The sequence below is a fragment of the Micromonospora globispora genome, from assembly GCF_003857015.1.
In the GTDB taxonomy this organism is placed as follows: domain Bacteria; phylum Actinomycetota; class Actinomycetes; order Mycobacteriales; family Micromonosporaceae; genus Micromonospora; species Micromonospora globispora.
On the sequence record NZ_QGGF01000053.1, the window covers coordinates 1 to 13,203 of the forward strand.

The 13,203-nt window shown below is 72.8% G+C and carries 11 protein-coding genes; 4 read left to right on the forward strand and 7 right to left on the reverse strand.

Going from position 1 to position 13,203, the window contains the following annotated elements:
- The 3 genes from DKL51_RS01555 to DKL51_RS01565 form a co-directional block, all read right to left on the reverse strand.
- On the reverse strand, positions 1-2,228 hold a 2,228-nt coding region (locus DKL51_RS01555), incomplete at its 3' end, for a transglutaminase TgpA family protein (protein ID WP_124811645.1).
- Positions 2,229-2,244: 16 nt separating this feature from the next.
- Positions 2,245-3,543 (reverse strand): DUF58 domain-containing protein, encoded by a 1,299-nt coding sequence (locus DKL51_RS01560; RefSeq protein ID WP_109946426.1) that lies wholly within the window; start codon positions 3,541-3,543, stop codon positions 2,245-2,247.
- A 1-nt stretch (position 3,544) separates the two neighbouring features.
- Positions 3,545-4,597: an AAA family ATPase gene (locus tag DKL51_RS01565; RefSeq protein WP_109946427.1), complete on the reverse strand. Its 1,053-nt coding sequence runs from the start codon at positions 4,595-4,597 to the stop codon at positions 3,545-3,547.
- 470 nt (positions 4,598-5,067) lie between these two features.
- Here DKL51_RS01565 and leuS point away from each other — a divergent pair, with 470 nt between their 5' ends.
- Positions 5,068-7,932, forward strand: coding sequence for a leucine--tRNA ligase (gene leuS / locus DKL51_RS01570; protein WP_124811646.1), 2,865 nt, complete (start codon positions 5,068-5,070; stop codon positions 7,930-7,932).
- Positions 7,933-8,129: 197 nt separating this feature from the next.
- Here leuS and DKL51_RS01575 read toward each other — a convergent pair whose 3' ends face one another.
- The 4 genes from DKL51_RS01575 to DKL51_RS01590 are packed head-to-tail and all read right to left on the reverse strand — an operon-like array spanning position 8,130 to position 11,104.
- On the reverse strand, positions 8,130-8,468 hold the full coding sequence (locus DKL51_RS01575; RefSeq protein WP_123827076.1) for a hypothetical protein: 339 nt from the start codon (positions 8,466-8,468) through the stop codon (positions 8,130-8,132).
- Entirely contained in the window at positions 8,468-9,151 is a 684-nt protein-coding gene (locus tag DKL51_RS01580) for a TVP38/TMEM64 family protein (protein ID WP_243422568.1), read from the reverse strand. The genes DKL51_RS01575 and DKL51_RS01580 overlap by 1 nt, the downstream gene beginning before the upstream one ends.
- On the reverse strand, positions 9,148-9,867 hold the full coding sequence (locus DKL51_RS01585) for a type 1 glutamine amidotransferase (protein WP_109946431.1): 720 nt from the start codon (positions 9,865-9,867) through the stop codon (positions 9,148-9,150). Before DKL51_RS01585 ends, DKL51_RS01580 begins: the two co-directional genes overlap by 4 nt.
- Positions 9,857-11,104 (reverse strand): Mur ligase family protein, encoded by a 1,248-nt coding sequence (locus DKL51_RS01590; protein ID WP_109946432.1) that lies wholly within the window; start codon positions 11,102-11,104, stop codon positions 9,857-9,859. Before DKL51_RS01590 ends, DKL51_RS01585 begins: the two co-directional genes overlap by 11 nt.
- Between DKL51_RS01590 and DKL51_RS34640 the strand changes: the two genes are divergently transcribed.
- The 3 genes from DKL51_RS34640 (at position 11,097) to rsmH (ending at position 13,202) form a co-directional block, all read left to right on the forward strand.
- On the forward strand, positions 11,097-11,243 hold the full coding sequence (locus tag DKL51_RS34640) for a hypothetical protein (RefSeq protein ID WP_165823205.1): 147 nt from the start codon (positions 11,097-11,099) through the stop codon (positions 11,241-11,243). The genes DKL51_RS01590 and DKL51_RS34640 overlap by 8 nt on opposite strands.
- Before the next feature lie 216 nt (positions 11,244-11,459).
- Complete coding sequence (gene mraZ, locus DKL51_RS01595) at positions 11,460-11,891, forward strand: division/cell wall cluster transcriptional repressor MraZ (RefSeq protein WP_109946433.1); 432 nt, start codon at positions 11,460-11,462, stop codon at positions 11,889-11,891.
- 201 nt (positions 11,892-12,092) lie between these two features.
- Positions 12,093-13,202, forward strand: coding sequence for a 16S rRNA (cytosine(1402)-N(4))-methyltransferase RsmH (rsmH, locus tag DKL51_RS01600; protein ID WP_109946434.1), 1,110 nt, complete (start codon positions 12,093-12,095; stop codon positions 13,200-13,202).
- Position 13,203: the final 1 nt, after the last annotated feature.

Genomic DNA, 13,203 nt, shown 5'->3' on the forward strand with positions numbered 1-13,203 from the left:
ACCGGCTGGTCCGGGACGCCCTCGGCCCGACCGAGCAGCCGGACCGCCGTGGCCGCGTCGGCCTGCTCGCCGAGGGCGTCCCGGACCAGCCGGTCGGCGGTCGCCCGGGGCGTCTCCGTGCGGTCCACGCGCACCCCGAAGTCGACCAACGTGTCCAGCAGTTCGTCCCACGCCGCGTGCGCGTCCGCCCGGGCCCGGTCGGCGTCCACGCCCACCACCACCGCACGCACCCCGCCGGGGGCGCCCGGCACGGCATCCAACGTGGTGGCCTTCGGGACGAGGGTCCGGCTGATCCGGCGACGGCGCAGCGCCAACCGGCGCAGCGCCGGCACGGTGAGCAGCGCCAGCAGGGCCAGGACGCCGGCCGTCCACCATGGCCACACCGGGGCCTGCCGCGTCGGGTCCGCACCGTCGACGGCGAGGCCCGCGTCGGTCTCCCGGTCCTCCTTGTCCGGCCGGTCCGGCCCCGCGGAGGCGTCCACCCCACCCGGCGCGGCGGTGCTGCCGGGCGACGTCGGGTCCTCCTCCGGAGCATCCGTGTCCGGCGCCCACGCCGACCGGATCGAACCCTGGACGCTCGCCGCCGGGGTGGCGTCGAACGGGACCCAGCCGATGTTGCCGAAGTAGACCTCGGTCCAGGCGTGCAGGTTCCGGTTGGTCAGCACGTACGTGCCGTTGCTGGAGTTGCTGCCGTTGGTGAAGCCGAACGCCACCCGCGCCGGGATGCCGGCGGCCCGGACCAGCCACGCCATCGCGGCCGCGTACTGCTGGCAGAAGCCGACCTTGGTGGCGAGGAAGTCGGTGATGTCCTCCCCGCTGGTGCCCCCCTTGGTGGCGAGCGAGTAGGTGAACCCGTTCTCCACCGAGAAGTAGTCGTAGATCGCCCGGACCTTGTCGTAGTCGTTCTGCTTGCCGTGAACGAGCCGATCGACCAGCCGGTTGACCTGGGGTACTGGCGGGGTGACGGTCTGCTGGCGCAGCACCGGGTCATCGGCCGGCAGGGACGGCGCCGCGCGCAGCGCCGCCGGGCTGTACGTCGAGCGGACGTAGTCGAACGAGTACCGCTTGCCCCGGGAGTTGTCCCGGTTGGAGAAGACGATCTGGAGGTTCGGGTCGTAGAGCCAGGCGCCGTTCAGGTCCTCGGTCTTCACCGGCTCCGAGTAGACCGGCAGCAGGGGCATGTTGAGGTTCTTCGTCACCTCGACGGTGGCCCGGTAGCGCTGCCGCTCGACCCCGCGGCCGTCGCGGTCCGTCGGATCGGGCAGGTTCCGGTTCACCGCCCGGCCGGTCGGCACCCGGACCCGGAAGCCGTCCGACCGTAGCTCGTCCGCCACCCCGAAGCGCAGGTAGAACGGGGCGGGCTCGTTGGTGGAGACCTTCACCAGCTCGGCCACCTCGGACTGGTTGAGCTGGCCGCTGAGCGCGGCGAACAGGTCGATCCGCCCGGGGCTACCGCCCTGCCCCGGACGTCCGTTGCCGGTGCCCGTGCCGGAGCCCATCGCGTCCATCAGGCCGCCGGTCATCCCCGGAACCGCCAGCGGCAGCACCACCGCCAGCGCCACGCCGACCACGGCCAGCCGCCGGCCCGCCGCGGCCAGCGGGGACGCCTCCCAGATGTCGACGTCCCGGCCCTCGCCGGTGAACCGGCGGCCGAACCGGCGTACCCGGTCGACGTTGTCGGTGACCAGCAGCCACAGGTACCCGCAGGCCCCCACCACGAACGGCGTGGCCGGGACGCTGTCCACGTAGACCGCCACCGGCACCGAGTAGATCGCCAGCATGGGCAGGCCGGCCAGCGCCGGCCGGCGCAGCCCCACGGTGAGCACGTCGACCAGCACCGCGACCCCGCCCACGCCGAGCACGGTGAGGAAGAGCAGCGAGTCGACGTCCGGCACCTTCACCCCGTACGACCGCATGTCCTGCACCGAGTCGGTGAGCAGTTCGCCGAAGTGGGCGAAGGTGCCCGGGGTGGGCAGGAACGCGAGCAGCTCGGTGCCGCCCGGGAAGACCCAGGTCAGGGCGAGCAGGAGACCGGCGAGCATGCCGAGGATCTGCCCCCACAGGGGCGCCCGGACCAGCCGGGCCAGCGCGGCGGCGCCGGCCACCACGGCCACCACGATGGCGGCCTGGATAAGCCACGTCCAGCGTTGGAAGATCGCCGACAGCGGCGCCGCGGAGAGCAGCGTCGCCGCGGCGGCGACGAAGCCGAGGTTCCGGTGCGCGGTCACGGGTTCACCCTTCCGGTCATCGCACGCCTCCGGCCACCGTCTCGGCGAGCGCCGCGCGCAGCGCGAAGCCCTGCGAGCCGCGGGCCGCCTGCGGCCACAGCACCGGCAGGCGGCTGCCGTGCTCCACCCCGATCATCCGCCAGCCGCTCTGCAGCAGGGCGAGCGCCGCGGTGCCGTGCGCGTGTTCCGCCTCGGCGCGGGCCCTCGGCGGGAGGTTGAGCCAGGTGGAGCTGTCCAGCAGGAAGCCGACGCAGGTGGCGCCGTTGCCCCGCAGGCCGGCGAGCAGTTCGGCCTCGGCCGTGCTCAGCGTGCCGAACAGGGCGATGATCAGCCCGCCGTCGGCCCGCTGCCGAACCCGCTGCACCAGCGTGGTGATCTCGCCCCGCTTGTCCAACCGGACCTCGGCGAGGTGGTCGAGGAGCAGACCGTCGCCGCCCGCCTCGGTGGCGTTTACGTCCGCCCCGGAGCCGGTGACCAGGCGCAGCTTGTAGCCGGCCTGACGCAGATGCACGGCGATGCTCGCGGCGGCGGAGACCGCCCACTCGAAGCTCGCCGTCGGGCCGTCGCCCCGATGGCCGAAGGCCCGGGTGTCCAGCACCACCGTGGCCCGGCTCTCCCAGGGCTGCTCCTCCCGGCGCACCATCAGCTCACCGGTGCGCGCGGTCGACTTCCAGTGCACCCGCCGCAGGTCGTCGCCCCTCCGGTACTCCCGGGTGGCCGCGTCGTCCTCGCCGTGCACCGCGACCGACCGGGCCCGGCTGTCGCCGCTGCCGGCGTACTCGCCGGGCAGCCGGACCGTGGGCAGCGGCGTGACCTGCGGGATGACAATGAGATGGTCGGTGCTGGGGAAGGCGCGGCTGAGCTCGCAGAGTCCGAACGGGTCGGTCAGCCGGACCACCAGCGGACCCACCTCGTACCGGCCGCGCACGTCGGCCCGGACGGTGTACGCCACCGAGCTGGCCTGGTGCGCGCCGAGCCGTTCCAGCACCACCCGGGGCCGGCTGCCCAGCGCGTACGGCAGCCGGTCCTCCAGCAGCAGGGTGCCGGTGGGCAGCCGGGACAGGTTCTGCAGCCGCAGCACCACCCGCGAGCTCGCCCCGACCGGCACCCGGTGCGGCTCCAGCGAGCGGTTGCAGGCCAGCTTGTACCGGCTGCGCCCGACGTACGCCGCCGCGAGCAGCGGCAGGATGGCGAGCAGGACGGCCACCCGCAGCAGGTCCTTCTCGCCGAGGATGGCGGCGGAGACCGCCGCGGCGATCGCGGCTGCCAGGAACGAGCGGCCGCGGGTGGTCAGTCCACGCAGCCCGTCGCGCACCTCACGGCCTCCGCGGTTCGTACGGCCCACGCCCGTTGTTCGGGGCGGGCCGGGTGTCGTACGGGGAGCGCTTGCGGTCGTGCGGCACCGGCAGCCGGTGTACCAGCTCCGACACGATCGCGTCGGTGGTGCGCCGGGCGAGCTGCGCGTCGGCGGTCGGGATGATCCGGTGCGCCAGCACCGGCACCGCGAGCGCCTGCAGGTCGTCGGGGAGCACATAGTCGCGCCCCTCCAGGGCGGCCACGGCGCGGGCGGTGCGCAGCAGCTGGAGGGTGGCCCGCGGGGAGGCGCCCAGGCGCAGGTCCGGCGCCTCCCGGGTGGCGGTGACCAGGTCGATCGCATACTGCTTGACGGCGTCGGCGACGTGCACCTGCCGGACGGTGGCGATGAGCTGGCGGACGATGGCCGCGTCGGAGACCGGGCGCAGCTCGTTCAGCGGGTCGGTGGCCCCGTGCCCGTCCAGCATCGCCAGCTCGGCGCCGGCGTCCGGGTACCCCATCGCGATCCGGGCGGTGAACCGGTCGCGCTGCGCCTCCGGGAGCGGGTACGTCCCCTCCATCTCGATCGGGTTCTGCGTCGCGATCACCATGAACGGGGTCTGCAGCTGGTAGGTGACCCCGTCGACGGTGACCTGCCGCTCCTCCATGCACTCCAGCAGCGCGGACTGGGTCTTCGGCGAGGCCCGGTTGATCTCGTCGCCGACCACCAGGTTGGCGAAGACCGCCCCGGGGCGGAACTCGAAGTCGTGCGTCTCCTGGTTGTAGACGCTGACCCCGGTGACGTCGCTGGGCAGCAGGTCCGGGGTGAACTGGATGCGGCGCACCGAGCAGTCGATCGAGCGGGCCAGGGCCTTGGCAAGTTTGGTCTTGCCGACGCCGGGCACGTCCTCGATGAGCAGGTGGCCCTCGGCGAGCAGGACGGCCAGGGCGAGCCGGACGGTGGCCGTCTTGCCCTCGATGACCTGCTCGATGTTGGCCACGATGGCCTCGCTGGCGGCGCGGAACTCGTCGTGCGGCAGCAGACCGCCCACCTCGTCCCAGGTCTGTTGTGTCACGGGCCTCCTCCTCGTCGCCTGGACGGCAGCTCTGTATAGAGCACCTGGACCCGCCGTTGGGTTCGCGACGCCGAGCCTCGTCTGCCGCAAAAATCTCTCTAGCCTCTCAGGCTAACCATGTTTGTCGCCTTCGCCGACCCCCGCAGCCAGTCGGTCGGTTACGCCCGAATATTCGCCCGACGGGTGACTTCCGCGCCGGTTGTCCGATGCCGGGACATCGACGCCGGACGCTGCGCCGGAGCTCCCGAACGGCGCCGGCCGGGGCCTCGGCGTCCCGACCTGTGGTGGTGGGCGCGTGGGCCGGGCGTTCGGCGGGGTACACTGCCGGACATGGCCGGAGTCTTCCTGCTTCTTACCGAGCCGTGCTGATGCGCTGACGCGCGACAGCACGGCGGCCCCTCCTGCGCGAGGGGCTTTTTTGTGCCCGCAGCAGACTCCCCATATCCGACATGAAGCGCCGAGGAGACGCCATGAGTGAGGCAGCCGCACCGGCGAGCGACATTCCCCCGTTCCGCTACACCGCGGCCCTGGCCGACGAGATCGAGCACCGCTGGCAGGACACCTGGGAGCGGGAGGGCACCTTCCACGCCCCGAACCCGACCGGTCCGCTGGCCGACCCGGACCACCCGCGGGCGGGCGCGGAGAAGCTGTACGTGCTGGACATGTTCCCGTACCCCTCCGGGGCGGGCCTGCATGTCGGCCACCCGCTGGGCTACATCGGCACCGACTGCTTCGCCCGCTACCAGCGGATGGCCGGGCGCAACGTGCTGCACGCGATGGGCTTCGACGCGTTCGGCCTGCCCGCCGAGCAGTACGCGGTGCAGACCGGCACCCACCCGCGGACCACCACCGAGGCGAACATCGAGCGGTACAAAGCGCAGCTGCGCCGCCTGGGGCTGGCCCACGACGAGCGGCGGTCGGTGGCCACCATCGACACCGACTTCTACCGCTGGACCCAGTGGATCTTCCTGCAGATCTTCAACTCTTGGTACGACCAGCAGGCGGGCAAGGCCCGCCCGATCGCCGAGCTGATCGCCGAGTTCGAGGCGGGCACCCGGCCGACGCCGGACGGCCGCCCCTGGGCCGAGCTGACCGGGGTCGATCGCCGGAAGATCGTCGACGACCACCGGCTGGCGTACGTCTCGCAGGCGCCGGTGAACTGGTGCCCGGGGCTGGGCACCGTGCTGGCCAACGAGGAGGTCACCGCCGACGGCCGTTCCGAGCGGGGCAACTTCCCGGTCTTCAAGCGCAACCTGAAGCAGTGGATGATGCGGATCACCGCGTACGGCGACCGGCTGCTGGACGACCTGGACACCCTGGACTGGCCGGAGCCGATCAAGCTGATGCAGCGCAACTGGATCGGCCGATCCAGCGGCGCCCACATCGATTTTCCGGTCGTGCCCACTGATTCCGGTTTCGCGGGCGAAGCCCGCGTCAGAGTCTTCACCACCCGACCGGACACCATCTTCGGCGCCACCTACATGGTGCTGGCGCCCGAGCACGAGCTGGTCGACGCGCTGGTGCCGGCCGCCTGGCCGGAGGGGACGAAGGACGTCTGGACCGGCGGGCACGCCAGCCCCCGGGAGGCCGTCGAGGCGTACCGAAAGGCCGCCGCGGCCAAGACGGACGTGGAGCGGCAGGCCGAGACCAGGGAGAAGACGGGCGTCTTCGTCGGCGCGTACGCGACCAACCCGGTGACCGGCGGGCGCATCCCGATCTTCATCGCCGACTACGTGCTGGCCGGCTACGGCACCGGGGCGATCATGGCGGTGCCCGGGCAGGACGAGCGGGACTGGGACTTCGCCGAGGTCTTCGAGCTGCCCATCGTGCGCACCGTGCAGCCGTCGGAGGGCTTCGACGGCAAGGCGTACACCGGGGACGGCCCGGCCATCAACAGCGCCGCGCCCGACCGTGGCCTGGACCTGAACGGCCTGGGGGTGGCCGACGCCAAGGCCCGGATCATCGAGTGGCTGGAGGCGAACGGGTCCGGCACCGGCGCGGTGACCTGGCGGCTGCGGGACTGGCTGTTCAGCCGGCAGCGCTACTGGGGCGAGCCGTTCCCGATCGTGTACGACGAGACCGGCACGCCGATCGCGCTGCCCGAGTCGATGCTGCCGGTCGAGCTGCCCGAGGTGGACGACTTCTCGCCGAAGACGTTCGACCCGGAGGACGCCCAGAGCAACCCGGAGACCCCGCTGTCCCGGCGGCGCGACTGGGTGGAGGTGGAGCTGGACCTGGGTGACGGGCCGAAGCGCTACACCCGGGAGACCAACGTGATGCCGCAGTGGGCCGGCTCCTGCTGGTACGAGCTGCGGTACCTGGACCCGACGAACTCGCAGCGGTTCGTCGACCCGGAGAACGAGCAGTACTGGATGGGGCCGCGCGGCGCGGGCGACTGCGGCGGCACCGACCTGTACGTCGGCGGCGCCGAGCACGCGGTGCTGCACCTGCTGTACGCGCGGTTCTGGCACAAGGTGCTGTACGACCTGGGCCACGTCTCGTCGTTCGAGCCGTTCCGCAAGCTGTTCAACCAGGGCTACATCCAGGCCTACGCCTACACCGACGCCCGCGGCGCGTACGTGCCGGCGGATCAGGTGGTGGAGCGCGAGGGCGGCTTCTACCTGGGCGACACGCAGGTCAACCGCGAGTACGGCAAGATGGGCAAGTCGCTGAGGAACGTGGTCACTCCGGACGAGATGTGCGCCGCGTACGGTGCGGACACGTTCCGGGTCTACGAGATGTCGATGGGCCCGCTGGAGGTGTCCCGGCCCTGGGACACCCGGGCGGTGGTCGGCTCGTACCGTTTCCTGCAGCGCGTCTGGCGGGCGGTGGTCGACGAGTACACCGGCAGGTCGCGGGTCGCCGACGGGCCGGCCGACGAGCCGACCCGCCACCTGCTGCACAAGGTCATCGACGGGGTTCGTGGCGACATGGAGGCGATGCGGTTCAACACCGCGATCGCCAAGCTGATCGAGCTGACCAACGGGCTGACCCGGCTGTCGGCCACGCCGCGCGAGGTGGCCGAGCCGCTGGTGCTGATGCTGGCGCCGTTCGCCCCGCACGTGGCCGAGGAGCTGTGGCACCGGCTGGGTCACGACGCCTCGCTGGCGTACGCGGACTTCCCGAAGGCCGACCCGGCGCTGCTGGTGGCCGAGACGGTCACCTACCCGGTGCAGGTCAACGGCAAGGTCCGTGGCCGGATCGAGGTCGCCGCCGACGCGTCCGAGGAGGACGTCCGCGCGGCGGCGCTGGAGGCGGTCGCGTCCTCGCTGGCCGGCAAGGAGCCCCGCAAGGTCATCGTGGTCAAGGGTCGGATGGTCTCCGTCGTCGCCTGACCGGCTTTCGCAGGATGGGAGGCCGCGACCTCGTGAGAGGTCGCGGCCTCCCGCTTTGCTGTCAGCTGGCTCCACGACGACCAGTCCCGGGCATGGTCCTCCCGGGGCGCGACACGCCGGCCATTGTCGGCCGATCGGGTTCTCCGCGCACGGGTCCGGCCGCTGTCGGCGGGCTCGTGGCACGGCCGGGCGCGGGATCAGGCGTGCCGGCCGTCCGCCACCGCGGTGCGGTGGTGGAGCAGCCACTCCTGCCAGTCGAGGTGGCTCAGCACCTGCCGGCCCCGCTCGTCCGTGCCCAGATAACGGGGTGCCAGGCCGGCGCCGACCCGCTCGAGATGGCGCAGCAGCGCGGCCACGAAGTCGGCGTTGGCCGGGGGAGTGCGGCGGACGGTGTCGCCTACCCGGACCACCTCGGCGATGAAGCCGCCCGACAGGAGTTCCTCGCCGGTCGGCCCGGCGTGCCGGGGCGCGGGAGCGACCGCGTCGGCCCAGGCCGCGCGGGGGACCGGATCCGGTCCCGGGACGACCGGGACCATCAGCTCGGCCCCAGCCGGCGGTGCCGCTCGGCCCGCCACCAGCGGTGGATCAGCACCAGGCTGGCGATCAGGCCGAAGCTGGCCGGCGCCGCGGCGTACCAGTTGACGTGGCCGGGGGAGCTGACCGCCGCGCCGATCGCGGCGTAGCCGAAGGCGGTGGGCGCGGCGGCGATCACGCTGCCGACCAGGAACGGCAGCACCCGGGCGCCGGTGGTGCCGTAGCCGTAGCTGACCAGGCCGAACCCGGCGATCGGCAGCAGTCGCACGGTGACCACGCCGAGCACGCTCTGCCGGGCGAACCAGCCGTCCAGCCGGGCCAGCCGGCCGCGCACCCGCTCGGCCACGAAGTCGCGCCCCAGCACCCGGCCGACCGTGAAGCCGATCGCCGCCGCGAGCAGCGCCGCCCCCAGGGCGTACGCGGCGCCCTCCAGCGGGCCGAAGATGGCCCCCGCGGCGAGCGTGACGAAGGTCCGCGGGACCAGCGCCACCAGCAGCAGCGCCCCGCCGACCACGGCCGCGACGGGGGCGTACCCGTCGAGGGCGTCGGCCAGCCGGGGGAGGTGTTCCAGGTCCGGCCGGGGCGCCAGGAGCAGCAGCAGCGCGAACCCGGCGAGCAGGAGCAGCAGCAGGGCGAACCGGCGTGCCGACGACTGCCGGAGCAGCCGCCGGACGGCGGGAATCACGCCCGGGCGGCGGCCACCGCGGCGCGGCGCTCGGCGCGGAGCCGCTCGGCCCAGGTGTCGTCCAGCGCGGAAAGCTGGTGGATGCCGGTGGCCCAGCGCAGCAGCAGGTCGGCCAGGGCCGGGTTGCGGGCCAGGGCCGGCCCGTGCGAGTACGTGCCGAGCAGCTTGCCCCGCCAGGCGCCCTCGGTGGCACCGTCGTTGCCGACCCCGGCAGTGACCCGGGCCAGCGGTGACACCCCCGGCCCGAGGTGGGTGCGGCCGCCGTGGTTCTCGAAGCCGGTCAGCGGCGGGATGCCGAGCCGCGGGTCGACATCGCCGGCCAGCTCACCGACGGCGCGGGTCGGACCGCGGTCGGAGGAGAGGTCGAGCAGTTCCAGCCCGGTGCACTTGGTGCCCTTGGCGAAGAACGAGGTGCCGAGGAGCTGGTAGCCGGCGCAGACGCCGAAGACCACCGAGCCCTGCGCCACCGCCCGGTGCAGGCCGCCGTCGGCGAGCAGCCGCTGGGCGCCCAGCGCCTGCGGGCCGTCCTCGCCGCCGCCGATCAGGTAGATATCGGCGGTGGAGGGGAGCCGCTGGTCGGAGCGGACCTCCAGCACCTCGACCGGCATGCCGCGCAACTGGGCCCGGCGGGCCAGGATCAGCATGTTGCCCCGGTCGCCGTAGGTGGAGAGCAGGTCGGGGTAGATCCAGACGATGCGCAGGCTCTCAGTTGACACGGTCCAGCTCCGCTCGAATGTCCTGGAAGGCGGTGTAGTTGGCGATGACCTCCAGGCGGCCCGGGGGCACCGACCGGACCGCCTCGTCGAAGCTCCGGACGTGCTGGAACGGCACGCCGTTGACGTCCAGCCGGACGGCCAGGTCGTACGCCCGGTCGCCGGTGATCAGGACCTGCCGACCGCGCAGCGGGGCGAAGTCGACGTCGAAGAGCCAGGAGGTGTCCAGCCCGTCGGGGTCGCGGGCGTTGATGGAGAGCAGTGTCGGCGCCTCGTCGGCCATGTCGAACGCCTCCAGCCAGCTGGCCGGATTCTTCGCCAGCAGCAGCCGGACGTTGCGCCCGTCCCGGTCGACCTGGGCGTAGCGTCCGGCGACCGAGGTGACCGTGCCGAGCCGGGAGACCGCGTCCACCGGACGTACGCCGAACTCGGCGGCGACGGCCAGCGCGGTCGCGGAGTTGCCGATGTTGATCTTGCCGGGGAGCTGGAGCTGCACCTTGTGCCAGGCTCCGGTGGGGTCGAGCACGCCGTCGTCCTCGACGGTCCACTGCGGCTCGGGGCGGCGCAGCGGGCAGCCGGTGCACCACCACTGGTCCTCTGAGCGCTCGATCGTGGAGCCGCACTCAGGGCAGACCCAGGAGTCGTCGTGCCAGCGCTGGCCGGCGCTGAACCAGGTCACGTGCGGCGGGATGTGCCCCTGGGCCGGGTCGGCGGGCGGGGTGGCCGCCCAGACCACCATCGGGTCGTCGGCGTTGGCCACCACCCGCACGTCCGGGTGCCGGACCAGCGCGGCCCGCCAGAGCTGCGCCATCATGGCGACTTCCTTGGCCCGGTCGAGCTGGTCGCGGGAGAGGTTGAGCAGCGCCACCACGTGCGGCTCGGTGGCCTCCAGCACCTGGGCGAGGTAGTGCTCGTCGACCTCGAGCACCGCGTACGGGGTGCTGCCGGCCTTCGCCAGGGCCGAGGTGTGGCCGGTGGGCATGTTGGCGCCGAAGGAGTTGGTGGCGACCCGGCCGAGGACGCCGACGGCGGCGGCGGCGAGCCGGGTGGTGGTGGTCTTGCCGTTCGTGCCGGACACCAGGGCGATGGCGCGACCCGCCGACAGGTGTGCGAGCAGGTCGGGATCGATCTTGAGGCCGATCCAGCCACCGATCACCGAGCCGTCGCCACGACCCGCGGCCCGCGACAGCGCCGCGGCGGTCCGCGACACGGAGCTGGCCACCTTAGCCCGCATGGGCATCTTCGCGTCCGTCACGCGAGCGAGGTTACCGGACCCGCCACCCCGCCAGATCGCCGCAGACCGCGATCCGTTCGGCCGTGCGGCGGCGGCGGACGGCCAACGGACGCTCGGCCGGATGGAGTCGATCAATGTCGGGTAGCGGACGCGGTGTGCGACGCGCTGCGGCCCTCCACTCCGCTCCACCCCGTTTGACGTGCTCTTTTGCCTCCGCAACCGGCGCGCCACGCGGGCGTTTTAGGTTGCAGGTGGAGGGAAGTGGAGTAGAGTGGGGCGCGATGGTGAGGCCGGGAGGGCCGCACCGGCCCGGGGGGTCAGCGGCGCCGCGAACGCCGCTCAGGGCGAGGGGGTTGGGCCGATGTTCCTCGGCACCCACACTCCGCGCCTGGACGACAAAGGCCGGTTGATCCTTCCGGCGAAGTTCCGGGATGAGCTGGCGGGGGGTGTCGTGATCACCAAAGGGCAGGAGCGCTGCCTCTACGTCTTCCCGATGCCCGAGTTCCAGCGGATCGCGGAGCAGTTGCGCGCGCAGCCGATGACGCACAAGGCGGCCCGGGCCTACAGCCGGGTCTTCTTCGCCGGCGCGCACGACGAGGTCCCGGACAAGCAGGGTCGGGTGACCATCCCGGCGCACCTGCGGGCGTACGCCGCCCTCGACCGCGATCTGGTCGTGATCGGCGCGAGCACCCGGGTGGAGATCTGGGACAGGGCGGCCTGGGAGGCCTACCTCGCGGAGAGCGAAGACGACTTCGCCGACATCGAGGAGGGGGTGCTGCCCGGCGAACTGTAGGGCGTGGCGACGCCCGACGTACTGCGAGATCTCCAGCCGCTTTCGAGTTCCTGGCGCCCCTTCCCCGGCGCCAGGCGCACGATCCGAAGGGGCCTCGGCTCCGGCGGGCGGGAGCGGATGGGGATCTGGCGGTATGACGAGGCGTCGTCCGACACAGGACGCGACACGGACGAGAGAACGTTTCAACCAGTGGGGGTCGAGATGGGGGAGCTACGCGGCACGCACGTGCCGGTGCTGCTCGAGCGGTGTCTCGAGTTGCTGGCCCCCGCGCTGGGCCGAAACGGACGGACGATCCACGTCGACGCCACGCTCGGTCTGGGTGGGCACGCCGAGGCGGTCCTGGAGGCGCACCCGAACACGGTGCTGATCGGCCTCGACCGGGACACCGAGGCACTCGCCCACGCGCGGGCCCGGCTGGCCCGGTTCGCCGACCGGATCCACCTCGAGCACGCCGTCTACGACGAGCTGCCCGAGGTGCTGGACCGGCTCGGGTACCCGGCGATCGACGGAGTGCTGTTCGACCTGGGGGTGTCGTCGCTGCAACTGGACGCGCCCGACCGCGGGTTCGCGTACGCGCAGGACGCACCGCTGGACATGCGGATGGATCAGACCCGGGGGGTGACCGCCGAGGAGGTGGTCAACACCTACTCCCACCCGGAGCTGGCCCGGGTGCTGCGGGTGTACGGCGAGGAGAAGTTCGCCGGGAGGATCGCCTCGGCGATCATCCGGGAGCGCGAGCGCGGCCGGATCACCTCATCGGCACGGCTGGCCGAGCTGGTCCGGGAGAGCATTCCGGCACCAGCCCGACGAACCGGTGGACACCCGGCAAAGAGAACGTTTCAGGCTTTAAGGATCGAGGTAAACAGAGAGCTGGCAGCGCTGGAAGCGGCGTTGCCGGCGGCTCTCGACAAGCTCACCGTGGGCGGCCGCATGGTGGTCCTGTCCTACCACTCGCTGGAGGACCGGCTCACCAAGGCGGCGCTCGCCGACCGGGTCCGTAGCAAGGGCCCGGTCGACCTCCCGGTCGAACTGCCCGGGTCGGGCCCGACGTTCCGGCTGCTCAGCCGGGGTGCCGAGCTCCCCGGGGACAAGGAGGTGGCCGCCAATCCGCGGGCCGCCTCCGTGCGGCTGCGGGCCGCGGAACGGCTCGACCCGGAGGCGGCCCGGCAGGGGCGTACCGACCGCGAACGGTACCGCCGCCGGGTCAAGGCGATGCACCAACCGGGGACGGGGTCACCGGGATCCGGTACGGGTCCGCGGTCGGCCCCGGGGGACGGGAACGGGACGGACGAAGAGGGGGAGGGGACATGAA

What these genes read in the sequence shown, in the direction of transcription:
- leuS (WP_124811646.1), top strand. Translation starts at nt 5,068, where the DNA reads ATGAGTGAGGCAGCCGCACCGGCGAGCGACATTCCCCCGTTCCGCTAC.
- DKL51_RS01575 (WP_123827076.1), bottom strand. Translation starts at nt 8,468, where the DNA reads ATGGTCCCGGTCGTCCCGGGACCGGATCCGGTCCCCCGCGCGGCCTGG.
- DKL51_RS34640 (WP_165823205.1), top strand. Translation starts at nt 11,097, where the DNA reads ATGGGCATCTTCGCGTCCGTCACGCGAGCGAGGTTACCGGACCCGCCA.
- DKL51_RS01590 (WP_109946432.1), bottom strand. Translation starts at nt 11,104, where the DNA reads ATGCCCATGCGGGCTAAGGTGGCCAGCTCCGTGTCGCGGACCGCCGCG.
- mraZ (WP_109946433.1), top strand. Translation starts at nt 11,460, where the DNA reads ATGTTCCTCGGCACCCACACTCCGCGCCTGGACGACAAAGGCCGGTTG.
- rsmH (WP_109946434.1), top strand. Translation starts at nt 12,093, where the DNA reads ATGGGGGAGCTACGCGGCACGCACGTGCCGGTGCTGCTCGAGCGGTGT.